At 61.7% G+C, this 22272-nt stretch carries 25 protein-coding genes; 7 read left to right on the top strand and 18 right to left on the bottom strand.

What is annotated here, in order from left to right; genetic code table 11:
* Positions 1-121: 121 nt before the first annotated feature.
* The gene (locus tag ABNU55_RS01420; RefSeq protein WP_290752762.1) at positions 122-580 is read right to left on the bottom strand and encodes a DUF3617 family protein; all 459 of its coding nucleotides are present in this window, start codon (positions 578-580) and stop codon (positions 122-124) included.
* Between the two features lie 40 nt (positions 581-620).
* Positions 621-1631, bottom strand: coding sequence for a phosphatidylglycerol lysyltransferase domain-containing protein (locus ABNU55_RS01415; RefSeq protein WP_348764196.1), 1011 nt, complete (start codon positions 1629-1631; stop codon positions 621-623).
* Positions 1632-1848: 217 nt separating this feature from the next.
* Here ABNU55_RS01415 and ABNU55_RS01410 point away from each other — a divergent pair, with 217 nt between their 5' ends.
* Positions 1849-2028, top strand: a complete 180-nt coding sequence (locus ABNU55_RS01410; protein ID WP_348764195.1) for a hypothetical protein — start codon at positions 1849-1851, stop codon at positions 2026-2028.
* Between the two features lie 264 nt (positions 2029-2292).
* Here the strand turns inward: ABNU55_RS01410 and ABNU55_RS01405 are convergent, their stop codons facing one another.
* The 6 genes from ABNU55_RS01405 to miaA all read right to left on the bottom strand — a co-directional run bounded on the left by ABNU55_RS01405 (position 2293) and on the right by miaA (position 8042).
* Positions 2293-2559: a hypothetical protein gene (locus tag ABNU55_RS01405; protein WP_290752757.1), complete on the bottom strand. Its 267-nt coding sequence runs from the start codon at positions 2557-2559 to the stop codon at positions 2293-2295.
* Positions 2560-2561: 2 nt separating this feature from the next.
* Positions 2562-3581, bottom strand: a complete 1020-nt coding sequence (gene ilvC / locus ABNU55_RS01400; RefSeq protein WP_290752754.1) for a ketol-acid reductoisomerase — start codon at positions 3579-3581, stop codon at positions 2562-2564.
* 39 nt (positions 3582-3620) lie between these two features.
* The gene (locus tag ABNU55_RS01395) at positions 3621-4430 is read right to left on the bottom strand and encodes a hypothetical protein (protein WP_290752751.1); all 810 of its coding nucleotides are present in this window, start codon (positions 4428-4430) and stop codon (positions 3621-3623) included.
* Positions 4431-4444: 14 nt separating this feature from the next.
* Positions 4445-4996: an acetolactate synthase small subunit gene (ilvN, locus tag ABNU55_RS01390; RefSeq protein ID WP_290752748.1), complete on the bottom strand. Its 552-nt coding sequence runs from the start codon at positions 4994-4996 to the stop codon at positions 4445-4447.
* 147 nt (positions 4997-5143) lie between these two features.
* Entirely contained in the window at positions 5144-6922 is a 1779-nt protein-coding gene (locus tag ABNU55_RS01385; protein ID WP_290752746.1) for an acetolactate synthase 3 large subunit, read from the bottom strand.
* A 205-nt stretch (positions 6923-7127) separates the two neighbouring features.
* Positions 7128-8042, bottom strand: a complete 915-nt coding sequence (gene miaA, locus ABNU55_RS01380; protein WP_290752743.1) for a tRNA (adenosine(37)-N6)-dimethylallyltransferase MiaA — start codon at positions 8040-8042, stop codon at positions 7128-7130.
* Between the two features lie 66 nt (positions 8043-8108).
* Between miaA and serB the strand changes: the two genes are divergently transcribed.
* Positions 8109-9038: a phosphoserine phosphatase SerB gene (serB, locus tag ABNU55_RS01375; RefSeq protein WP_290752740.1), complete on the top strand. Its 930-nt coding sequence runs from the start codon at positions 8109-8111 to the stop codon at positions 9036-9038.
* 9 nt (positions 9039-9047) lie between these two features.
* On the opposite strand, the gene ABNU55_RS01370 is transcribed toward serB, so the two are convergent.
* Positions 9048-9899 carry a prephenate dehydratase gene (locus tag ABNU55_RS01370; protein ID WP_290752737.1) on the bottom strand — a complete coding sequence of 284 codons (852 nt, stop codon included), beginning with the start codon at positions 9897-9899 and terminating at the stop codon, positions 9048-9050.
* 239 nt (positions 9900-10138) lie between these two features.
* On the opposite strand from ABNU55_RS01370, the gene ABNU55_RS01365 reads away from it, so the two are divergent.
* Positions 10139-11008, top strand: a complete 870-nt coding sequence (locus ABNU55_RS01365) for a cytochrome c family protein (protein WP_290752734.1) — start codon at positions 10139-10141, stop codon at positions 11006-11008.
* Positions 11009-11011: 3 nt separating this feature from the next.
* On the opposite strand, the gene ABNU55_RS01360 is transcribed toward ABNU55_RS01365, so the two are convergent.
* The 6 genes from ABNU55_RS01360 to hflK form a co-directional block, all read right to left on the bottom strand.
* Positions 11012-11848, bottom strand: a complete 837-nt coding sequence (locus ABNU55_RS01360; RefSeq protein WP_290752732.1) for an NlpC/P60 family protein — start codon at positions 11846-11848, stop codon at positions 11012-11014.
* A 37-nt stretch (positions 11849-11885) separates the two neighbouring features.
* Positions 11886-12269, bottom strand: coding sequence for a MarR family transcriptional regulator (locus tag ABNU55_RS01355; protein ID WP_290752729.1), 384 nt, complete (start codon positions 12267-12269; stop codon positions 11886-11888).
* Between the two features lie 118 nt (positions 12270-12387).
* Positions 12388-13854 carry a Do family serine endopeptidase gene (locus tag ABNU55_RS01350; RefSeq protein ID WP_290759702.1) on the bottom strand — a complete coding sequence of 489 codons (1467 nt, stop codon included), beginning with the start codon at positions 13852-13854 and terminating at the stop codon, positions 12388-12390.
* Between the two features lie 72 nt (positions 13855-13926).
* On the bottom strand, positions 13927-14124 hold the full coding sequence (locus ABNU55_RS01345; protein ID WP_290753399.1) for a DUF2065 domain-containing protein: 198 nt from the start codon (positions 14122-14124) through the stop codon (positions 13927-13929).
* Positions 14125-14163: 39 nt separating this feature from the next.
* Positions 14164-15060, bottom strand: a complete 897-nt coding sequence (locus tag ABNU55_RS01340) for a protease modulator HflC (protein ID WP_290753396.1) — start codon at positions 15058-15060, stop codon at positions 14164-14166.
* Between the two features lie 3 nt (positions 15061-15063).
* Complete coding sequence (hflK, locus tag ABNU55_RS01335) at positions 15064-16041, bottom strand: FtsH protease activity modulator HflK (RefSeq protein ID WP_290753394.1); 978 nt, start codon at positions 16039-16041, stop codon at positions 15064-15066.
* Between the two features lie 258 nt (positions 16042-16299).
* On the opposite strand from hflK, the gene ABNU55_RS01330 reads away from it, so the two are divergent.
* Positions 16300-17478 carry an Mrp/NBP35 family ATP-binding protein gene (locus ABNU55_RS01330; RefSeq protein ID WP_290753392.1) on the top strand — a complete coding sequence of 393 codons (1179 nt, stop codon included), beginning with the start codon at positions 16300-16302 and terminating at the stop codon, positions 17476-17478.
* Positions 17479-17481: 3 nt separating this feature from the next.
* Here the strand turns inward: ABNU55_RS01330 and ABNU55_RS01325 are convergent, their stop codons facing one another.
* Positions 17482-18456: an aldo/keto reductase gene (locus tag ABNU55_RS01325; protein ID WP_290753390.1), complete on the bottom strand. Its 975-nt coding sequence runs from the start codon at positions 18454-18456 to the stop codon at positions 17482-17484.
* A 71-nt stretch (positions 18457-18527) separates the two neighbouring features.
* Between ABNU55_RS01325 and ABNU55_RS01320 the strand changes: the two genes are divergently transcribed.
* On the top strand, positions 18528-18917 hold the full coding sequence (locus tag ABNU55_RS01320) for a MerR family transcriptional regulator (RefSeq protein ID WP_290753388.1): 390 nt from the start codon (positions 18528-18530) through the stop codon (positions 18915-18917).
* 24 nt (positions 18918-18941) lie between these two features.
* On the opposite strand, the gene ABNU55_RS01315 is transcribed toward ABNU55_RS01320, so the two are convergent.
* A complete protein-coding gene (locus ABNU55_RS01315; protein WP_290759708.1) occupies positions 18942-19850 on the bottom strand; it encodes an SMP-30/gluconolactonase/LRE family protein in 909 nt (302 codons plus the stop codon).
* Positions 19851-19956: 106 nt separating this feature from the next.
* Complete coding sequence (locus ABNU55_RS01310) at positions 19957-20499, bottom strand: dihydrofolate reductase (protein WP_290753382.1); 543 nt, start codon at positions 20497-20499, stop codon at positions 19957-19959.
* 124 nt (positions 20500-20623) lie between these two features.
* On the opposite strand from ABNU55_RS01310, the gene ABNU55_RS01305 reads away from it, so the two are divergent.
* Complete coding sequence (locus tag ABNU55_RS01305) at positions 20624-21328, top strand: VUT family protein (protein ID WP_290753379.1); 705 nt, start codon at positions 20624-20626, stop codon at positions 21326-21328.
* A gap of 78 nt (positions 21329-21406) precedes the next feature.
* On the top strand, positions 21407-22192 hold the full coding sequence (locus ABNU55_RS01300; protein WP_290753377.1) for an SDR family oxidoreductase: 786 nt from the start codon (positions 21407-21409) through the stop codon (positions 22190-22192).
* Positions 22193-22272: the final 80 nt, after the last annotated feature.

Genomic DNA, 22272 nt, shown 5'->3' with positions numbered 1-22272 from the left:
ACAACCCATTAGCCAGGGCGCGCGCCCTGTCAAAGTACAGTTCCGTGAAATCGGCGGGATTGAACAGTCTGGGCGTTTTCAAACCACTGGACGTCCTCGCCGCACGATCTTCCACCGCCGTCTAGCAGGAGGGCCCGATCCGGCGCGCCGTCGCCTGCAGCAGGACCGGCACGTTTTCCTGCGCGGTCCCTGTCCAGCCAGACGCGCTGAGCGCGGCCTCGCCATTCCCGACCTGAAGACGGCCATCCAGCGCGCCATCCGGCCCACCCTGACAGACGAGCGTGAACTTATAGCCCGCCGCGCCGCCCTCACTCGAGGCAATCTTGCAATTGTCGTTGATCTCATTGAACAGCGCATCCAGCGAGCGGCTCGCCATGTCCGGATCGACGCAATAGGTCCCGCTATCCTTCATCGGGATGGGGCCGAGCGCATATTGCGCCTGATAGGACCAGAGGCCCGGCGCGATCTCGGCCCCCGCCGGAGCCGCGAAGGACAGGGCAAGGAGCGGCGCGGTCAGGAACGGAAAGCGCATGTCGTGAAATCCCTTCTGGAGGAAGCCGCAAGCGTGACGCGCGATCATGGCGAACTCAAGACGCCGCTGCGCCCTGCGGCACCCATGCTCAGCTGCTGGAGGGACGCTTCAGCAGGCCTCTCAACCCACCGCTTGTAAGAAGCGCGACATCGGCCAGCGCGAAGGCAAGGTTCTGACGCTCCGGACCGCAGAGATAGAGCGGCTGCCAGTCGGGCTGGAACTTCTCCTTATACCGGCGAAGCCCGTCAAACCCGTAGACCTCACCGCCATGCGCATAGATGAAATTGCCCAGCCTTGCGAGCGCGTTGGCCTCTCTCTCGGACGCCAGCCCGGAGAGCGGCGCCATGCCAAGATCGAGCGTTTTCGCGCCCTCGTCTCTCCCCCATATCGCAAGCTCTGCGAACAGGGCATCCATCACCGCTGGCGGCGCGTCTGGCGCGACCCGCATAAGATCGATGGAGAGCGCCTTGCCATCGCCGGACCGCCAGACATTGGCAAAGGCCCAGAGCCTGTCGTCCTGCCAGATGGAAGCGATGGGAAACCGGCGCAGATAATCGGGATCAAAGCGGCCCAGCGTGAAGGCTTTCTCCTCGCCCGCATGGTGGTTGAGCCAGGCATCGGAAACGCGCCGCATTTCCTCCTGATGGGCATCGAAGGCCCCGACGGGAAGAACCTCGAAACGCCCGCCCTCCCGGTTCAGACGGTTGACCGCATGGCGCAGCTTGGCGCGCGCCGGACCTTCCAGCGAGAAGTCCTCAAGCGGCAGAATGGCCGTCTCGCCAATCTTGCGCGCCACAAGGCCGAGATCGAGCGCCACGGGCAGGAAGCCTGTCGGCACCGCGTAGAAGACAAGATTGGCATTCGCGCGGTCCGCCTTGCGTTTCATCGCAAAGGCGAGCGTGCGGCTGGCGTCTTCCGGTCCCATGGGCGGGCCCATTGTGATCCAGTTCCGACCCCGCACGCCGTACATGATGAAGGCCCGCCCATCCTCCGAGAATTCGAACCGCTTGTCCGACAGCCAGGCGAGGGCTGCCTCCGGCTGCGGGGTCTCTGCGCCGTTCGTCACGGCGGCAATGCGCGCCTCCAGCTGAGGCGTCATTTCCTGCTGGCGGGGGGGCCGCTGGCGGCTGCAGCAGACGCCAGAAGAAGAAGAGCACCATCGTCACCGACATGACGACAAGCGCACGGAAGAAGCGCGATACGTCCGAATCCAGCGCGAAAGTCCACCAGAGATCATCGCGATAGGCGACATTGCGATAGGCAAAGAAGCCGAGCCAGGCGAGGCCGGCCAGCATGAGGATGAGGATCGAGAGACGTTGCGGCGACAGCCATATCCGCGAGAGCGCGCCGCTGCGATAGAAAGCCGGACGCGCGGCGAAGAGGCCAAGCGCCGCCACGCCGAGCGCAATCGCCAGCAGGACATCGCGCCCCGCCACAAGGCTGAGACCAGCCAGCAGGATAAAGGCCACAAGCGCCATGACCCAGGCGCTGTGTAGCCGCTGGCGAATGCCAAGCGACAGGATCAGCAGGGCTGTGCCGACAATGGAAGAAACAAAGTGGGAGGCCTCCAGAAGAGGCAGAGGCAGATCGAACGGCACCCGAGACACCTGCCCCGGGATCATGAGCGCGGCCAGAACGATCAGGCCGGAGAGCGCCGTGACGGCAGCAAATACAGGCGGCGCGACGAGGAAGACCAGTTCCCGCCCGAGCTGGTGAATCATGTGCGGCGGACGCGGCTGGCTATCGCTCATGGGCAATCCCTACAGATCCTGCAGGGGCTTATAACCAAGAACGAAAGAAATAACTTTCTCTTTCGGCATTTCGCAGGGTTTCAGGCGCGGCCGCCCGCCGACATGGTAGAGGTTGAAGCTGACATGGTCACTGTCGCCAAGCGCCTCGCCGAAAAGCTTCAGCCGGCGCCCGTCGCTGGACCGTTCCACCGTTACGCCCCACTGGCCCCCGCGATAGCTGCCCCGGCTATAGCCAGACGGCAGCCCCGCGAGGGCGCTGAGAAAGGCGTCATCCAAGCCTAGTTGCGGGACTTGTCCACCAGGCGGTCATTCTGCGCCCAGTGCATCATGCCGCGCAGCTTCTCACCGACTTCCTCGATGAGATGGGAGTTCATGCGGGCCCGCTTGGCGTGGAAGCCCGGCGCGCCGGCCTGGTTTTCCAGAACCCAGTTGCGGGCAAAGGTGCCATCCTGGATGTCTTCCAGAACCTTCTTCATCTCTGCCTTCGTCTCAGAGGTCACAACGCGCGGACCGGAAACATACTCACCGAACTCGGCAGTGTTGGAGATGGAGTAGTTCATGTTTGCAATGCCGCCCTCATAGATGAGGTCGACGATAAGCTTGGTCTCATGAAGGCATTCGAAATAGGCCATTTCGGGGGCATAGCCCGCCTCGACCAGCGTCTCGAAGCCCGCCTTGATCAGCTCGACAATACCGCCGCAGAGCACGGCCTGCTCGCCGAAGAGGTCGGTTTCGGTCTCTTCGCGGAAGCTGGTTTCGATAACGCCAGCGCGGGTGTTGCCGATGGCTTTCGAATAGGAGAGCGCCACGTCCTTGGCCGTGCCGGTCGCGTCCTGATGAATGGCGACGAGGCCCGGCAGGCCGAAGCCGCGCTGATACTGGTCACGCAGCGTGTGGCCCGGGCCTTTCGGCGCCGAGAGCGACACGTCGACATTCGCCGACGGGCGGATGAGGTTGTAGTGGATGTTGAAGCCGTGGCCGAACATGATGTGCTGGCCATCGCGGATGTGCGGCTCGATCTCGTTGGCCCAGAGTACGGACTGCTTCTCATCCGGGATCAGGATCATCACGACATCGGCCCATTTGGTAGCTTCTGCCGGGGTCATCACTTTCAGGCCCTCGGCCTCTGCCTTCTTGCGGCTGGAAGAGCCTTCCTGAAGGCCCACCACAATATCGGTGACGCCGCTATCGCGTGCGTTCAGCGCATGGGCGTGCCCCTGGCTGCCATAGCCGATGACGGCAACTTTTTTCTTCTGGATCAGGCCGAGATCGGCATCCTGCTCGTAATAGACTTTCACTGTGGGTTACTCCTTGGTCCTCTTGAATCGTCAAATATCTCAGTCGCTCGGCGAATTTGTATCCGGCTGATCGGGAGCCCAAATACAGGTGCGTAAATCAACGGATTGTTCGCCGAGAGTTATCATGGTCTGGCTGAAGCGACTGACGCCGTCATCAACGCCACACTCCCTAATGTAGATTGCAGATTTGGTCGGAGGGTCGCCCGCGCCCGAATGATCGACATACGAAACCTCCGTGAATGTCGGCGCCCCATCCAAACAAAGACCCGAGCCGCCGATCATGCTGTCGGCAAATGCAGACGGGGCGGCATCTACTAAAAGTTTAATCTCGCGAGACGACAATTCACGCTCCGTCCGGCAGTCGTTTCTAAGAATTCTACCTGCTTCATCGTATCGGGGGGCCGTTGATATACCACGGGTGTCAAGTAACCAGCGCCCATCCTCGATATGAAGGCGATAACTCCAGAACCCGGAGACACTCCTTACCTGGCTGGGCTGCACGACACGGGCACCGCGCAACCTGTCAGTCGGCTCGAAAACACCGGGACTGCTATCATTTGCCATTGGCATGAATTCATGTCCGACGGCTCTCTGAACGGCTCTCGCCGTGTTCCTAAGACACGAAAGATATGCGAGCTGCTTATCCAGACTGTCTGCAAACGATGTCTCGGGGAAAATACAGATAGCCCGCGCCGACCACCCATGCTCCTTGTTCGATGGCCCACCTTTTGTGAATGGCTCGAAATCCAGTACCTCGCTGAGTTGATCTGGAAGGTGATCGCGCGGATCGTAGACTTGCTCACCTTGCGCAACGCCTGAAAGCGCGAAACCAGCGTAAAGGCAGATCATTAGACCGCACCTGATCATCCCGCATCCTTCCCGCGCCGGATAGACAGCACGCCTGTGCGGCTCACTTCGACAAGACCGAGCGGCTCCATCAGGTCGGTGAACTGGTCGATCTTTTCCGACGCGCCGGTGATCTCGAAGATGAAGCTCTCATTGGTCGTATCGATCACGCGGGCGCGGAAGATTTCCGCGATACGCAGCGCCTCGACGCGGGGTTCGCCCTTGCCGGCCACCTTGACCAGCGCCAGCTCACGCTCGATGCCGCGCTTGGACTTGGTAATGTCGATGACAGCCGCGACGGGCACGAGCCGGAGCACCTGCGCCTCAATCTGCTCCAGCATATGGGCCGTGCCGGTCGTCACGATGGTGATGCGCGAGCGGTGCTTGCCGCGATCCACCTCAGCGACGGTCAGGCTCTCAATATTATAGCCCCGCGCCGAGAAGAGGCCGACGACGCGTCCCAGGACGCCCGGCTCATTGTCGACCAGGATGGCCAGCGTGCGGCGCTCTTCAGCCTCCTCGGCATGATCCATGTCATAGGCGCTGGCGGGGATGGGTTCCTTGCTCATGCGCGGGCTCCTGCGGTGTTGGGCGTGACGGCTTCATCCTTCGACAGGCTCAGGATGAGGCGGCCTATAGCTGCCCGATCCGCAAAGAGAAACCTCATGGCCGGCGTCTCAAGCCAGCTATGTCTGGATGCCTGAAAAATCATCGCCTCACACCATCCTGCGGCCGTCTTCGCCGATCTCGTCGCCCGAAATCTTGCCGAGGATCATCTCATTGTGCGGCGCGCCCGACGGGATCATGGGCAGGCAGTTCTCCGCCTTTTCCACCAGGCAATCAAAGATCACCGGCCCGTCATGGTCGATCATTTCCAGGATCTTCGCGTCAAGTTCAGCCGGGTCAGAACACTGGATGCCCTTGGCGCCATAGGCTTCGGCGAGTTTCACAAAGTCCGGCAGGCTTTCTGAATAGGAATGCGAATAGCGCTCACCGTGCAGCAGTTCCTGCCACTGGCGCACCATGCCCATCCATTCATTGTTGAGAATGAAGACCTTGATCGGCAGCTTGTGCTGCACAGCGGTCGAGACTTCCTGCATGACCATCTGGACCGAGGCTTCGCCGGCAATGTCGATGACGAGGCTGCCCGGATGCGCTGCCTGGATGCCGACCGCCGCCGGCAGGCCGTAGCCCATCGTGCCGAGGCCGCCCGAGGTCATCCAGCGGTTCGGCTCCTCGAAATGATAGTGCTGGGCGGCCCACATCTGGTGCTGGCCAACTTCGGTGGAGATATAGGTGTCGCGATCCTTGGTCAGCTCATAGAGCCGCTCGACGGCATATTGCGGGCGGATCGCGCCATTGTTCGGCGGATAGGAGAAACAATCGACCGCCTTCCACTTCGCGATCTGCTCTTTCCAGTCCTCGATGTCCGGCTTTGCCAGCTTGCGGCGTTTCCAGCCACCGAGCAGCGCTTGCAGCGCCGCCTTGCAGTCGGCGACCACCGGCACGTCGACGCGGATGATCTTGTTGATCGAGGAGGGGTCGATATCGATGTGGATCTTGCGTGAGCCGGGGGAGAAGGCCGAGACCTTGCCCGTCACGCGGTCATCGAAACGCGCCCCGATGCAGATCATGAGATCGCAGTCATGCATGGCATTATTGGCTTCATAGGCGCCATGCATGCCGACCATGCCCAGCCAGTCCTCATGGCCTGCCGGGAAGGCGCCGAGCCCCATCAGCGTGGAGGTCACCGGAAAGCCGGTCGCTGCCTGCAGCTCCCGCAGCAGCTTCGAGGCTTCCGGCCCGGAATTGATCACGCCGCCACCTGTATAGAAGACAGGCCGGCGCGCCGCCGCCATCATGTCCAGCGCGTCGCGGATGGCGTGGTCGCTCGGCTCGGTCTTCGGCTGGTAGGTCGGCTTGTAGACGCCTTCCTTGCCGATATAGGGGCCCGTCGCGAACTGCACGTCCTTCGGGATATCGATGACCACAGGCCCCGGACGCCCTGACGTGGCGATCAGGAACGCTTCGTGGATCGTATGGGCAAGATCGTCCACATCAGTGACGAGATAATTGTGCTTGGCACAGCAGCGCGTGATCCCCACCGTGTCGCACTCCTGGAAGGCGTCCGTCCCGATGAGGTGGCTGGGCACCTGGCCGGTAATGACGACCATCGGAATGGAGTCCATCATCGCGTCGGTGATCGGGGTGACCATATTCGTCGCGCCGGGCCCGGAGGTCACCAGTGCCACGCCGCACTTGCCGGTGGAGCGGGCATAGCCTTCGGCGGCATGGCCGGCGCCCTGCTCATGGCGCACCAGGATGTGGCGGATGGAATCCTCTGAATAGAGCGCGTCATAGATCGGTAGAACCGCCCCGCCGGGATAGCCGAACATCGTGTCGACCCCCTGTTCCTTCAGCGCCGTGACGACGATCTCCGCACCGGTCATCGTGCGCTTCGTGGTCTGCGTATCTGTCAGGGTATGGGTATCCATGATCTGCTCTTTGCCTGGTTTACTAAATCACTTCTGTGTCCGGGCGGTCCTGCCCAAAAAAGAAAAGGGCCTCCTTGGAGACCCTTCCATGCGCACCCGCGCCAGCATCTAATGGATGCTGGTCACGGGCTGATAAGTACGACGACAATCTGATTGCGCAAAACTGTTTCCTCACGGTGCTGAAGCCGCAATAACGTGCCTCAAGCTAGCGGTCAACCTCCTTGTAAAGGGCAGAAATGACCCGCATGCGGATATTTGTCTCTGCCGACGGGATGCGCGGCCAGAACGGAAACTGCCGCCCGATCCAGGTGAACTGGCGCTTGGCATAGCGGCGGGTGTCGCGCTTGGCGTTTTCGGCGGCCGTGGCCGAGTCGATCTCGCCGCGAATAAAGGCCGTCAGCCAGGGCATGCCATGCGCCTTCATGGCCGGCAGCTCCGGATCGATGCCGAGCCGGTCGAGCTCACGCGCCTCTTCCATGGCGCCCTCCATCAGCATGCCTTCGAACCGGCGGTCGATACGCGAATAGAGCTTGGAGCGCGGCGGGGTAAGCGCCACACCCAGCCATTCATCAGGGTTCAGGACCTGGTTTGTCTTGTTGTTCTGGAAGCTGGTCAGCGGCCGGCCGGTCGCCAGCCAGACCTCATAGGCGCGGGTCAGCCGCTGGCGGTCATTGTCGTCAATGCGCGCGGCCGCGTCCGGGTCGACCACCTGCAGGCGGATCTTGAGGCCGCGCACGCCCTCGGCCTTGGCGATCTCCAGCACTTCGTGGCGGGTTTCCTCGGGCACGGGCGGGATATCGGAAAGCCCTTCGGTCAGCGCCAGCAGGTAAAGGCCCGTACCGCCCACAACCACGGCGGTCTTGTCGCGCTTCTGTATATCCTCGATCACTGCCCGTGCCTGCTCCAGCCACTCGCCCGTCGAAAATCGCGTATCGACCGGCACATGGCCGAACAGATGATGCGGCACGCCTTCCATCTCTTCTTCAGAGGGGCGGGCTGAAATCACCTTCAGTCTGTCATAGACCTGCATGGAATCGGCATTCACGATCTCGCCATCGAACTTGCGGGCAACGCTGATCGACAGCGCTGTTTTGCCGCTCGCTGTTGGTCCATGGATCAAGATTGCGGGTTTCATGCGTTTAGACGTAAGGACTCTCTCTGTGAAGGTTAAGTAAGGACCGCCGCAATGGATAGAAAAACCACTGACTTTGCCCATGTGGCGGTCATCGTCGCACGGGCAGACAAGAGCCTGCAACACATTGGAGACAGGCTGGAATCCGTGCTGGCCTCCGCCACTGACGGCGCACGCGCACCCGTCCGCATGCTGAGCGGGGAGCGTGAATTCACAGCCATCGAACAGGCCGGCAATTTCGAGGACAGCCAGGCGGTCCGCAAGGCGCTCGAGGCTGAATTCGAGGGCGAGGCAGACATCTGCATCACGTCGACCGAAGACCGCCGAAAGCGCCTGCTTATCTGCGATATGGATTCCACCATCATCCAGCAGGAATGTCTGGATGAACTCGCTGATTTTGCCGGGCTCAAGGCCGAAATCTCGCAGATCACCGAACGCGCCATGCGCGGCGAGCTTGAATTCGAGGCGGCCCTCACCGAACGGGTCGGCAAACTCAAGGGTCTGGACCTCAGCGCACTCGAACAATGCCACCGTGAGCGCATCACGCTGACGCCCGGCGCAAAGACGCTCATTGCCACCATGAAAGCAGAGGGTGCGCGCAGCGTTCTGGTCTCGGGCGGCTTTTCCTTCTTCACCTCCCGTATCGCCGAAGCTGCAGGCTTTGATGCCCATCGCGGCAATACACTGCTCGATGATGGCAACGCACTCACTGGAAAGGTGGGCGAGCCCATCCTCGGGCGCGAAGCGAAACTGTCCGCCCTGCAGGAAGAAGCAAGAAGCCTCGATATCCCGGTTTCCGGCGCGCTCGCCATGGGCGACGGCGCCAATGACCTTGCCATGATAGAGGCAGCCGGTCTTGGTATAGCTTACCGCGCAAAACCCGTCGTCGCCGCCGCTTCGGACTGCGCGATCAAGGTCACCGACCTGACGGCCGCGCTATATTTCCAGGGCTATAGCGACAGCGAAATCGTCTGGAAGCACTAGGCGCCGCGCCTATCGGTGGCGGTATCGCGCCTCATTGGCGGGAAAGACGCCCATGATCTTCAGCGAGGTCGAGAAGAAGCCAAGCTCCTCCAGCGCCAGCTGCACGCGCCGCTCATCAGGATGGCCCTCGATCTCGGCATAGAACTGTGTGGCCGTGAAGGAGCCGTCGATCTGATAGCTCTCAAGCTTGGTCATGTTGACGCCATTGGTCGCAAAGCCGCCCATCGCCTTATAGAGCGCGGCCGGGATATTGCGCACCTGGAATAGGAAGGATGTCACGGCGCCTGCGCCGACATCTTCATGTTCCAGCGGCTCGGGCGCCATGATGAGGAAGCGGGTCGTATTATGCTCTGCGTCCTCAATGTCGCGGGCGAGGATGTCGAGCCCATAGACCTCTGCAGCCAGTTCCGGCGCAATCGCCGCCGTTTCCGGGTCGCCGAGGTCGCGGACAATACGGGCCGCACCTGCCGTGTCGGCGGCGACGACGGGATCGATGCCGTGCTCTCGCATGAAGGCCCGGCACTGGCCAAGCGCCATGATATGCGAATGGGCGCGCTTCACCTCCTCCAGCTTCACCCCCGGCAGGGCCATGAGCTGAAAGCGGATCGGCATGAAATGTTCGGCGATGATATGCAGCGTCGTTCCGGGCAGGAGGTGGTGGATATCGCCAACGCGCCCGGCAATCGTGTTCTCCACCGGGATCATGGCAAGGTCGGCTTCGCCGCGCTCAACCAGCGACAGGACATCCTCAAACGTCTTGCAGGCGACCGCCTCCATTCCGGGAAAGGTCTCATTGCACGCAATATGGGAATTGGCTCCCGGTTCGCCTTGATAGGCGATACGGCCTGTTCGCGTTTCCATGGCGTGTCCTCGTCCTGACTTGTCGCTTGTGGCAGAAACAGCGGCCTGCCATGCGGGAGGCGCGAGCATTTGGCAAGCCCTGTGGCAATAGATGCCGCGCGCAGCCATGACGCCCCCCTGCGCCCTTTCGCCGCTGTATTCGCCCGCGCATCCTTCAACACATCCGCTTATATTGCCAGCGACTCGATAGCGTGCCAGAAGGCGCGCAAAGACTGATTACAGACACAAGGATGATCCCGATGGGCGATCTCTTCTGGAACAAGGTATTCGGCGCACTTCTCGCTGTTGTTCTCGGCGTCATGGGTCTCCAGACCCTTTCGGACATGGTTTTCTCCTCTGGCGAGGGTGGCCATCATGGCGAAGAGGAACAGAGCCTGAATGAATGGGCCCAGAGCCGTTTCAACTATTATACCGAGATTGCTGAGACCGGCGGGGCCGGCGGCGAAGCCGAGGAAGAGGTCTATGACCTTGGCGCCCTGCTCGCCGCGGCAGACCCGTCCAATGGGGAGCGGACCTTCCAGGCCAAGTGTTCCACCTGCCACACCATCGCAGATGGCGGCGCAAACGGTACCGGTCCGAACCTTCATGGCATCATCGGGGCCAGCCACGCCCACATGCCGGGCTTTGGCTATTCCTCCGCCATGCAGGCGACCTCCGGCGAAACCTGGAACTATGAGAATATCGACCACTGGCTGGAGAACCCCTCCTCCTATATCCGCGGGACGTCCATGGCCTTCGCCGGTCTTCGCCGCGACGATGAGCGCGCCAATGTGATCGCCTATCTTGCGCAGAATACGCCGAACGCCCCGGCCTTCCCGGAACCGCTTCCTGAAGAGGAAGAAGGCGGCGCTGCGGCAGAAGGCGAAAGTGAAGGCGAAGCGACCGACGCAGCCGCAGAGGGCGAAGGTGAAGCTGTCGAAAACACGCTGGAGTCCGAAACGGTCGAAGATTCACCGACCGAGGCGACGGGTGTCATCGAGACCCAGGACGTCGTCGACGATGAGGATTCTCAAGCTGAGGGCAATGCCAGCGAAGTCGAGATGGCCCCCGACTCTACTCTTTCGGAAGAAGACGATCTCGACACGATCGAACCTGAAAACGAGGAATAGGCGCTAGCTGTTCCGGCCATCCGCCAGCCAGTCTGGCACGCGACCTCTTTCAAGCAAGATATCGATACGGCGGGCCCCTGTGGGCTCGCCGTATTCTTTTGCGATCCTTGGAATCGCCTCCGAGAGGGGCTCCTGCGCAACCGCCATATGATAGCCATTGGCGTGAAGCAGCACTGCCGCGTCCAGCATGATGCCGACATGGCCCTTCCAGAAAACCAGGTCATTGCGGCGCAAGGCCCCGGGCGCCGTCCAGTCTGCTATGGCCTCCCCGCACCAGGCAAACTGCATGTCGCTGTCGCGCGGCAGCGTGACGCCGCAGGCTTCGAAGGCCGCCCGGGTCAACCCGGTGCAGTCAAGGCCGAGGCTCTCGCACCCGCCCCAGAGATAAGGCGTATGCAGAAAACGCGCGGCCGCCGCAGCGGGATCATCTTCTGCCTCATCAAGAGGCGCAGCATGACCGGATGTGACCCACCCGCCGCGCGATGTCCGAAGGAAGCCATTCTCCTCGCCCGTCACCGTAAGACGGCTTCCCATGGAGATCAGCCCATGCGGCGCGGATTTCAGGTGCGGCTTCGAATATATATAGGTGCGCAGCGCAGAGACGCGATGCGTAGGCATCGTCACCTCATCGCTCAGCCCGGCCATCCGAGTCCAGCCGACATAGCGGTCGCGGTCCAGCTGAACGAGGGCGAAGTCCCCCTCTTCCCTGATCAGGCTGACGGTTTCGCCGTGAAGGGCCTGCGTCACCATCTCAGCGTCAGCCACAGGGGCATCGCGGAGTGACGCCACACTGGCCGTCACCTGCATCTGCAAGCCGCGCCCGTCACGCGGCGGGCTCAACCGGGGATCATTGAAGTCTGGCACAGGGCTACCTCAATCAGGCGGCCAGCCCCTTGTCCAGTGTCGCTTTGTTAACCGCTGGCCGGCCTTCTTCGCCTCTCTCGGCGGCGATGATAAGGTCCGCGAAATCACGCAGCCAGGTCATGCCCTCGACGGTCCGTTCGATAAGCACGCTGCGCAGATCGTTTTCGTCCCGGCGGCGGCGCACGAAGCCGGCCTTCTCCAGTGCATCGAGTGCGCGCGTCACGGCGGGCTTGGCGAGGTCGAGGTCTGCGGCAAGGCCGCGAACGGTGTGCGGCCCCGCAGAGAGGGCCACCGTCATGAGGATCGCCTGTTGCCGGGCGGTCAGATCGCCATCGGATGTCCGCACATAGGAAGACAGGGCCCGCCGCCAGAGATTAAGCGCGTCTCTTTCACTCATGCCCATGTGTCGAACTCCTACCGGACACTCCTCTCCCCACAGGAATGATGAAAGGGTGATTTGCCGGTGGCGTAAAGACACAGAGACCGCGCCGCTTTACCAGGCACCTGAACGAGGGCTATCGCTCAGTATCGATGGTAAAAAACATGGTTTGTCCGGCGCGGCTGACCCGCACCAGAAGCGGCGCCCCTGCCGGCGCATTGCCGGGCTCCAGCGCCTCATAGGCATCCTGCAGGGAGGCGATCCGCTCAAATCCCATCTCGATGATGACATCGCCCTTGCGCAGCTTGCCGAAGCTTGGCCCGTTCGCCGCCACGGAGTTCACCAGCACCCCTTCGACACTGCGCGCAATGCCATAGCGCCGGCGCGCATCGTCATCGATGGATTTGAGCTCCGCGCCCAGCGGGTTCTGCGCCAGCGCATTTTCCGGCAGCGGCTCACGCGTCTCGGACTCATTGTTTGAGGCAAGCTCCCCCACCTCAAACCGTACCGTGCGCCGCTTGCGATCGCGTATGAGGTCGACCGCAACACGCTTGCCGATCTCGGTCTCGGCGACGATCCGGGTGAGGCCCCGGACATTTTCGATCATCTTGCCGTCAAAGGTCAGCAAAAGGTCGCCAACTTCGAAGTCGGCCTCGGCGGCCGGGCCGCCCTCTTCGATATTGGTGACGATAACGCCCTTCTCATCCTGCAGCCCATAGGCGTCGGCAAGACCCGCATCGATCCCCTGAACATTGACCCCGAACCAGCCGCGGCGCGGCTTGCCATATTCAAGGATCTGGCTGGACACCTGTTTGACGAGATTGGCCGGAATGGAAAAGCCAAGCCCCACAGACCCGCCCGTGGGCGAAATGATGGCTGTGTTCACGCCGATCACCTCACCGTTCAGATTAAACAGCGGCCCGCCGGAATTGCCGCGGTTGATCGCCGCGTCCGTCTGGATGAAGTCGTCATAGCGTCCCGACTGGATATCGCGGTTACGCGCCGAGATGATCCCGGCCGACACAGACCCGCCAAACCCGAACGGGTTGCCAATCGCCATGACCCAGTCGCCAACCTCGGCTTCGTCACTGTCGGCAAATTCGACAAAGGGAAGCGGGCTGTCGCTGACGACTTTCAGCACGGCCACATCGGTTTCCACATCGGTGCCGACAAGCTCGGCCTGAAGCGTGCGCCCCGACGCGAAGACCACATTGATCTCGTCGGCATTCTCGATGACGTGATTATTGGTGATGATCACCCCGTCGGCGGAGATGACAAAACCAGAGCCAAGTGAGCCTTCACGGCGAAAGCCTTCCGGGTCGCGGCCGAAGAATTCGTTGAACCGTTCCAGGGGGGAGCCATTGGGAAACTCCGGCATCCCGTCCGGCGCGACTGTCTGGCTGGTCGTGATGTTCACCACCGATGGCATCAGGCGCCGCGCGAGCGAAGAGAATGAGTCAGGCGCGCGCTGCTGGTCGATCCTGCTGACCGTATCGGAAAGAGAGCCCGCCTCGGCAGGCTGCGAGCGTTGCGCGGCCGCGGGGCTGGCCAACAGAATGGCGCCAGCAACCCCTGTAAGGGCCGACATCGCAACGCGTTTCATACTCCACACTCCATCACTGGATTTTCGTCTCTAAAGCGCAAGTATGGCGGTTCGCAGGCATAACGCAACGCGTCAACCAAAGCGCACAGCGCAATAGAACAGGATCAGCCCCAGAATCGCCGACCAGATCCCCCCGCTTCGCACCGCCTCAAGCGGCATACGCGAGAGCCACTCCCCCATGCGCCGCATAGTCTCCGGCGCAATGGCATAGAGCAGCCCCTCAAGCGCAAACCACAGACCAACCGCCGCGAGAAGAACCTGCCAGCTCATGACGGGTAACCTCCAACCGGGCCGGGCCCGCTCCGGCCTCTACCTTCCCGAACCGCTCTCGCGGGCCTGGTCGATGAAGTCGTTGCAGATGCCAAGCTGGTTGGGGCCCAGCACGACGCGTGTGTCTTCCGTGATGGCTTCCTCGCACGCGATGAGCGCGCGGTAGAAACGGAAGAACTCCGGGTCACGCTCATAAGCGTCGGCATAGATCTCGTTCCGGCGCGCATCGCCTTCACCGCGGATTTCTTCCGACTCCTGGCGCGCTTCGGCGAGAAGAACGGTCCGCTCGCGTTCGGCTGTTGCGCGCACAAGACGTGCCCGCTCGTCGCCCTCGGCGCGGATTTCCTCTGCTTCCTGCTCACGCGTGGCTTCCATACGCTGGAAGACACGTTCGGACACATCGTCCGGCAGGTCGGCGCGGCGGATACGGACATCGATAATCTCGATGCCGCGGCCGGCAATATTCGTCGCGAGGTTCTGGCGGATTTCATCCATCAGTTCCGAACGCTGACCGGAGATGATGTCTTCGGGCAGACGGGTCGCCAGCGCGTTCCGGATCGCCGCATCGGTGAAGTCGCGCAATTGCTGGCGGGCATTGGCCTCGGTGCTGAGGCGCTGATAGAAGGCCAGCGGATCGGAAATCTGCCAGCGCACAAACGCATCTACGATGAGCTGCTCCTGGTTAGAGGCATAGGCCTCGATCCCCGGTACGTTCAGCCCAAGATTACGCCGGTCATACATGACGACGTTCTGGACCAGCGGCAGTTTGAACTTGAGGCCAGCTTCATCCGAGCCCGGTTCATTATAGGCTTCAACGGCCGCACCGACCTGAAGCACCAGGGCCTGACGGCGCTGGTCGACGATGAAGAAGGAATTGAAAAGAACGATCGCAGCGAGAACGGCTGCAACGATTCCGAGAATACCGATCGGTTTCATGGCCTAGTTCTCCTGGTTTCTGCTGCGATTGACGCTGTCGAGCGGCAGGTAAGGCACCGCACCGGCTTCATTGTCGAGAATGAGCTTGTCGCTGCGATTGAGCACCCGCTCCATGGACTCAAGGTACATGCGCTCGCGCGTGACCTGCGGGGCCTGCTGGTACTCGGTCAGGATCTGCGTGAAGCGGTTGGCCTGACCGGTCGCATCGGCAATCACCTGCTCGCGATAGGCTTCGGCATCCTGCAGGATCTGCTGGGCCTCACCACGGGCGCGCGGAATGATGTCGTTTGCATAGCGGTTGGCGACCTGGACAGCCCGTTCGGCGTCCTGGCCGGCATTGACCACATCGATAAACGCGTCGCGCACTTCAGCCGGGGCCTGGGCTTCCTGGATCTCCACGTTGAGAACCTGGACACCCGCGCGATAATCATTGAGCAGCGCCTGCAGCTGTTCGCGCACCTGCGCCTGCAGCTCGTTACGGCCCGTCGTGATGACATCGTCAAGGTTTGATTTGCCGACCACTTCGCGCATCACCGATTCGGCTGCAGCTTTCACAAGGTCATAGCCATCATCGACGTTGAGGATGAAATTCTCCGGGTCGTCCTGATCATAGTACCAGAAGACGCGGTACTGCACCTCGACGATATTCTCGTCGCCGGTCAGCATCAGGCTTTCATCCTCGTTCGAGCCGACTTCAGTCACCTGCTGCTGCTGCGACGGCATGATTTCATGGCTCTCGATCGGGGTCGGCAGGTGGACATGCAGACCCGGGCCGAAATTCTTCTGCCACTGGCCAAACCGGAAGACCGCAGCCGTCTCGCCTTCGTCAACGACCACGACGCCGGTAAAGAGCCAGGCAAGCAGGGCGACAAACCCGATAACGATGAAGCCGAACGGGCCGAAATTCTGCCCGCCGCCGCCACGGCGGCCACCGCCGCCATTTCCGCGTCCGCGCCGGAACCGTTCCTGCATGCGGCGCATTTGCTCTTCCAGGTCGGGACGGTTGCCACCGCCGCCGCTGCCGGATCCATTACCGCCACCGGAACCGCCGGGACGGGACCATGGCGAGTCAGCCTTCTTTCCCTGAGATCCCCAGGGGCTGCTGCCTTTGGACGATCCCTCGCCGTCCTTGTTTTCATTCCAGGGCATCGCCCCTCCTTCACGACTGTTCGTCTATGGCCATATAGGCGTTGCGGGAATATGTGCATCCCAGACACCGCGCATCAAGGAGGTGGCCGCATGTTTCGGCGTAAACAGCGACAATCTGGCAATCTGGAAACGCGTATTCGGGACGCGCTGGCTAATCCCGACTGGCTTCAGGGCGTCCGCATACGCGAGGGCGGCGCGGTCACTTTGATCCTCGACGGCGACCCGGAGGACCTTGAAGCCTCGGAGACGCGCCGCATTGAGGCGGAAGCCCGTGTGATGAATGTTGACGGCGTTACGGATGTGCGCGCCATGCTCACCGCCGAACGCCCCGCAGGCAGCAGCCCGCCGCAATCGCCTGCCCCGCCCCCGCCGCCGAAACCCGGCCACCGCCGGGTCTCCAAAGGCGCGCGTCTTTCTGACGAAGCGATCAGCCAGGGCCAGCCCGGCCAGGCGCCCACAGACAGGATACCGGGTATTTCGCGCATCCTTGTGGTCGCCAGCGCCAAGGGCGGGGTCGGCAAGTCCACCGTGGCAGTCAATCTCGCCGCCGCCTTCGCCAAACAGGGCCTCAAGACCGGACTTCTTGACGCCGACATTTACGGGCCGAGCGCGCCCACCATGCTGGGCACCGGCGACGCATCCCCCGAAACGGACGCCAATGGCAAGCTGATACCCGTTGAAGCGCATGGCATCCGGTCCCTCTCCATCGGCTATCTCTCGGATCCCGACGCCCCGATGATCTGGCGCGGACCGATCGTCATGTCGGCGATCACCCAGATGCTGAACGATGCCGTCTGGGGCACGCCGGACGATCCGCTGGACCTTCTCATCATCGATACGCCGCCCGGCACCGGCGACGCCCAGCTTGCAATCGCCCAGCGCGTACCCGTCACGGCAGCGCTTCTGGTGACGACACCGCAGGAAGTCGCCCTGTCAGACGTGCGGCGCGGCGCCGCCATGTTCGCCAAGACGGCTGTTCCGGTGCTTGGCATTGTTGAGACGATGAGCTGGTTCGAGGACCCGGCCGGCAACCGTCACCACCTCATGGGCGAAGGCGGGGGCCGGCGCACTGCCGATGCCCTCGGCCTGCCGCTGCTGGGCCAGCTTCCCATCCTTCAGGAAATCCGCGAGGGCGGGGATGCAGGGACACCCGCAGCCTCTGGCACCGGCAAACCGGCAGAGCTGTTCCATGATATTGCCCGCAGCGTTGCGCTGAACCTGGACAGCCTGCAGACCAAGGCCCCGCCGAAAATCATCTTTGAGGAGTAGGCCTCACGCCCGCTCACCCTGCACTTGGCTGGCAAGCTGATCGAGCTCGGTGGTCTCTTCATCAGAAAGCACCAGGGAAGCCGCAGCCACATTTTCGCGTAAGCGGCGGCGCTTACGTGTGCCTGGAATAGGCAGCACTGTGAGGTTAAAGACCTCGGCTCTGCCGTACAGCCAGGCGAGCGCAACCTGCGCCGGGCTAACGCCGCGCCGGTCGGCAATGGACCTGACGACGCCGACAAGGTGCAAATTCGTATCCACGTTCGCATCGGAAAAACGCGGAAAGTTCCGCCGTGCATCATCTTGCGCCAAGGTGAGCCTCCCGGTGAGAAGACCCCGGCCTAGCGGCGCGTAGGGCACGACGGTTACCCCAAGCCTTGCCGCCGCCGGAGCCACATCGGCCTCAATATCGCGTGAAAAGACGGACCATTCGGACTGTAGCGCTGCTATAGGGTGAATAGCATGCGCCTCCGTCAGTTCTTCAGCGCTTACCTCACAAAGGCCGAGCGACCTTACCTTTCCTTCATGTACAAGATCGGACATGGCGCCGACTGATTCGGCCAACGGGATAGATGGGTCGCGGCGGTGCATATAATAGAGGTCGATCGTACCGACCCCCAATCGCGCAAGCGATCCCTCTATGGCCCGTCTGATGTGCGAAGGATCATTGGTCACGCTCCAGTCATCCGGGGTTTCGGGCGTACGTAAGAAGCCGAACTTCGTCGCGATAAATACCCGGTCGCGGTTCGCGGATAAAAACGGAGAGAGAAAGCTCTCATTCTCGCCAACGCCGTACATGTCTGCCGTGTCGAAAAGCGTGACGCCAAGCTCCAGAGCGAGGTCAAGCGTCGCCCGTGATTCCAACGGATCGGCGTCACCGTAAAATTCGCTCATGCCCATACAGCCGAGCCCTTGGGCGCCGACAATTGGACCGCCGGAGCCAAGCGGAATGCCGGGAAGCTGGGTGGTAGTGTTCGTCATTTCTGTCTCCATCTTTTTGACGAACACAGCCTATAAGTGTGGAGTGCAGTACACAGTCAAAGGGAAAGCGCATGCTGATTTCAGAGTTTTCAAAAAGGACCGGCCTGCCGCGCGAAACGGTTCGGTTCTATGTGAAGCGCGGCCTGCTCAATCCCGAGAGCGGTCGTAAAGGGGGTTCACGCCCCTACCAGATCTTTAGCGAATATGACGTTGACCTGACCCGCATCATTGGCATTCACCAGGCCCTCGGCAGCTCACTCGCGGAGATTGGCGACATGATCGACGCCTATGGCAAGGAGCCGGACAATCCCGCGCGCACCGAGGAGCTCCTGACCGGCCATATTGCAAAGCTGGAGCGTCGCAAGCAGGAGATTGATGGAATGCTTGCGTTTCTGCGGGCCAAGCTCGCCTGGCTCGATAACGGAGTGGGCGCGCCGCCGCGCTTTTCCGACTTTGTATGAAGCGGCATCAAAGTCGCCCGGGCATCAGGCGTTGAAGTTCAGCTTCAACCCGGCTTCAGGCCAGCGGCATTTGATAAGCTGGCCTGTGCCCGACAGCGTGATGTAAGCGTCCTTCATGTCCTCGCCGCCAAAGGCGATATTGGTCACGAACGGGTCCGGGAAGGCGGTGTGCGAATGCTGACCATCGGGCTGCACCGTGGTGATACCGCCCCGCAGTATGGTCGCCACACAGACATTGCCAGCCGCTGAGATGGCAAGGCTGTCAAAATAGCGAAGATCGGGCATGCCCGCGACGACGCGGCCGGTGGAAAAGGGCGTCGCCTGTTTCGCAACGCCCGGCTTTTCCAGATCGAATGCCCAGACGCGCGCCGACATCGTGTCAGCGAAATAGACCGTGGCCTCATCGGGAGAGAGCCCGATCCCGTTGGGCGAGATATGGTTATAGTCGAGCTCCTGCACCTTGTCGGAGCCGGCCGCCATGAAATAGACGCCGCCTGTATCGCGATGGGTCGGATAGGATTTGCCAAGGTCGGTAAAATAGAGATTGCCAGCCTTGTCGAAGACAAGGTCGTTTGGACCCTTGAGCGGCCTTCCCTCAAATTCTGTGGCGACGACCTCGACCTCTCCGGTCTCAAGATCGATACGCTCGATCCGCCCGCCCGAATAGTCCGGCGGACAATGGCCGGGGATCAGCAGGCCGTCACGCTCATGATAGATGAAGCCGCCATTATTGGTGCACCAGAGTTTCCCGTCCGGACCTATGGCGAGACCGTTCGGGCCGCCGCCGGGCTCTGCCACGGTTTCGCGCTTGCCGCCGGGCCAGCAGCGGGTGATCTTCTTGCTTTCGATCTCAACGACAATGACCGAGCCGTCGGACATGACGACCGGGCCTTCCGGAAACCGCAACCCGTCTGCGATGACTTCATATTCCATGACGCTTCTCCCGCATTTTCTTGTCTTGATGCGGGGCGAGAGTGTCGCGTCTGATCGGCCGGTTCAAGCCGCACCGTAGCGGAAAGGCCCTTGCCGATCGGGCCTGTCAGACCCGCTTCGGCACACCGTCCATGACCCGTTCGAGCACGCGATAGGTGAAGCCGTACTCATTGCGCTCATCTGCCGGATAGGACGTCGAGCGGACTTCTTCGAACTTGTGCAGCTCGTCCTCGGGGAAGAAGACATCGCCGTCGATCTTGGTATCGACCTCAGTGATGTAGAGCCGGTCGGCCAGAAGCATGGCGCGCTCAAAAAGGCTCTGGCCGCCAATGACAAAAAGTTCGTCGACGTTTTCCTTGCTCGCAATGGCCCGTCCGGCGGCAATGGCAGCATTGATGTTGGAATAGACCCGCGCCCCCGGCGCGGCATAGTCCCACCGGCGCGTCAGGACGATATTCTGGCGATCGGGCAGCGGCTTGCGCGGCAGGCTTTCCCAGGTCTTGCGGCCCATGATGACCGGCTTGCCCAGCGTGGTCTGTTTGAATAGCTTCAGATCGTCCGAGAGTTTCCAGGGAAGGCCGCCATCCTTGCCAATTGCGCCATTGCGTGACCGCGCAACAATCATGGCCAACGTGACCTCGTCCAACATCGCGATATTCCTCTTGCATTCTCGGCGCGCTTTGCGACGGTTCGAGCTGGCTAACCGCTCGTCTTTATCCCCAGACGTCTCTGGATCAATGCGGAGTCTGTGAAAGGAACTGTAGTTTCAACTGATGATGGCCCTCTGGAACGCTCTCGTATCTGCACTGACCAATGCGCAACCCGGCCTTCTCCTGCCCGTGCTCGCCGGACTGGCTGTCACCAGCACGATCATCTGGGTCGCCAGCGGACGGTTCTGGGCTTTCGTCTATTTCGCAACGATCCCCTTCCTCAACTGGTCCTTTGGCATTGTCCCGAACATCGAACTTGCCACGCCCGGCCAGACCTTTGCCCACGGACTGGAGCTGAATCCCCTCACCGTGGTGACAGGGCTCGTCTTTGTCTTCCGCGATTTCGTCCAGCGCCGCATGGGCCACAAGGTGCTCATCGTCATGGCGCTCGCGATTGCCTGGTCCTTCTTTTACGCTTGGCCGGTCATCGCGCTGGCCTCCGGCATCGCCTTCGCCATTTCGGAACTCACCGACTGGCTGATCTTCACCTTTACGAAGTACCGCCTGTCGACCCGGATCCTCCTGTCCAGCGCCATCGCTGCCCCGGTGGACACCACGATCTTCCTCTATGGCGCCGACCTTGCGCGCCAGATGCGGCTGGGCGAGGAGCCCGGCAACATGCTGCATCTCGCCAACTGGCTCGTCTTCATCATCGGCAAGATGACAGGCGCGGTGATCATTTCCTGGTGGATCCGCCAGCGCGAAAAGCAAGGGAAGGTGGATCCCTATGACGATGACCGCATGAACGCCGCCCTCGCCCAGAGCTGACCCGGCGGCACGCTTTCCTGTCTTCGAGGCGGCGCCTAGAAACAGAAACTCGGACAAAAAAGAGAGGGAGGAGTTCACATGAAACTCGGAGCAGACACACCCGCCGTCGTGACAGGCGGCGCATCCGGCCTTGGCCGCGCCACCGCTGAGGCACTGGCCGCGCAAGGCGTCAAGGTCGCCATCTTCGACATTCAGGAAGAAAAAGGCGAAGAGGTCGCCAAACAGATCGGCGGTATCTTCTGCAATGTGAACATCCTCGATGAGGCGTCCTGCGAAGCCGGCTTCGCCAAGGCCCGCGAGGCGCATGGCCAGGAGCGCATTACCGTCCACTGCGCCATGACATCTGGCCGCGGCAAGACCCTTTCCTTCGACAAGGAGACGATGAAATACAAGCGCACGCCGACCGAACAATATGATCGCGGCGCGCAGGGCATTCTGGTCTCTTCCTACCGGATCGCCTCCATGTCGGCGCTCGGCATGGCCAATTCCGAACCGCTCCATGAGGATGGCGAGCGCGGCTCCATCACGCTGACGGCATCGGTGGCCGCACAGGACGCCCAGATCGGACAGGTCATCTATGGGTCCTGCAAGGCCGGCGTGAATGGCCTCGTCCTGCCCATGGCGCGCGACATGATGGATATCGGCATCCGTGTGAACTCGATAATGCCGGGCATTTTCGCGACGCCGCTCATGCTGGGCGCGCCAGACAAGGTGCTCGACAGCCTTGCCGCCTCCGTCCCCTTCCCCAAACGCCTCGGCAAGCCAGAAGAGTTCGGGTCGCTGGCCTGCGAGATTGCCCGCAACACCTATCTCAACGGGCATAATTTCCGCCTCGACGGCGCAATCCGGATGGCCCCGCGCTAGGGCGGACACCGCCCGCATCCGTAGTCATCCTTATGGCCGCCCGCCCTCTCTTGCCCGATCTCTGCAGGACCTGCAGCAGA

It is taken from the genome of uncultured Henriciella sp. (assembly GCF_964005855.1).
GTDB lineage: Bacteria > Pseudomonadota > Alphaproteobacteria > Caulobacterales > Hyphomonadaceae > Henriciella.
Note: the sequence above shows the minus strand (reverse complement) of the source record. Positions and strands in the feature narration are given on the sequence as shown.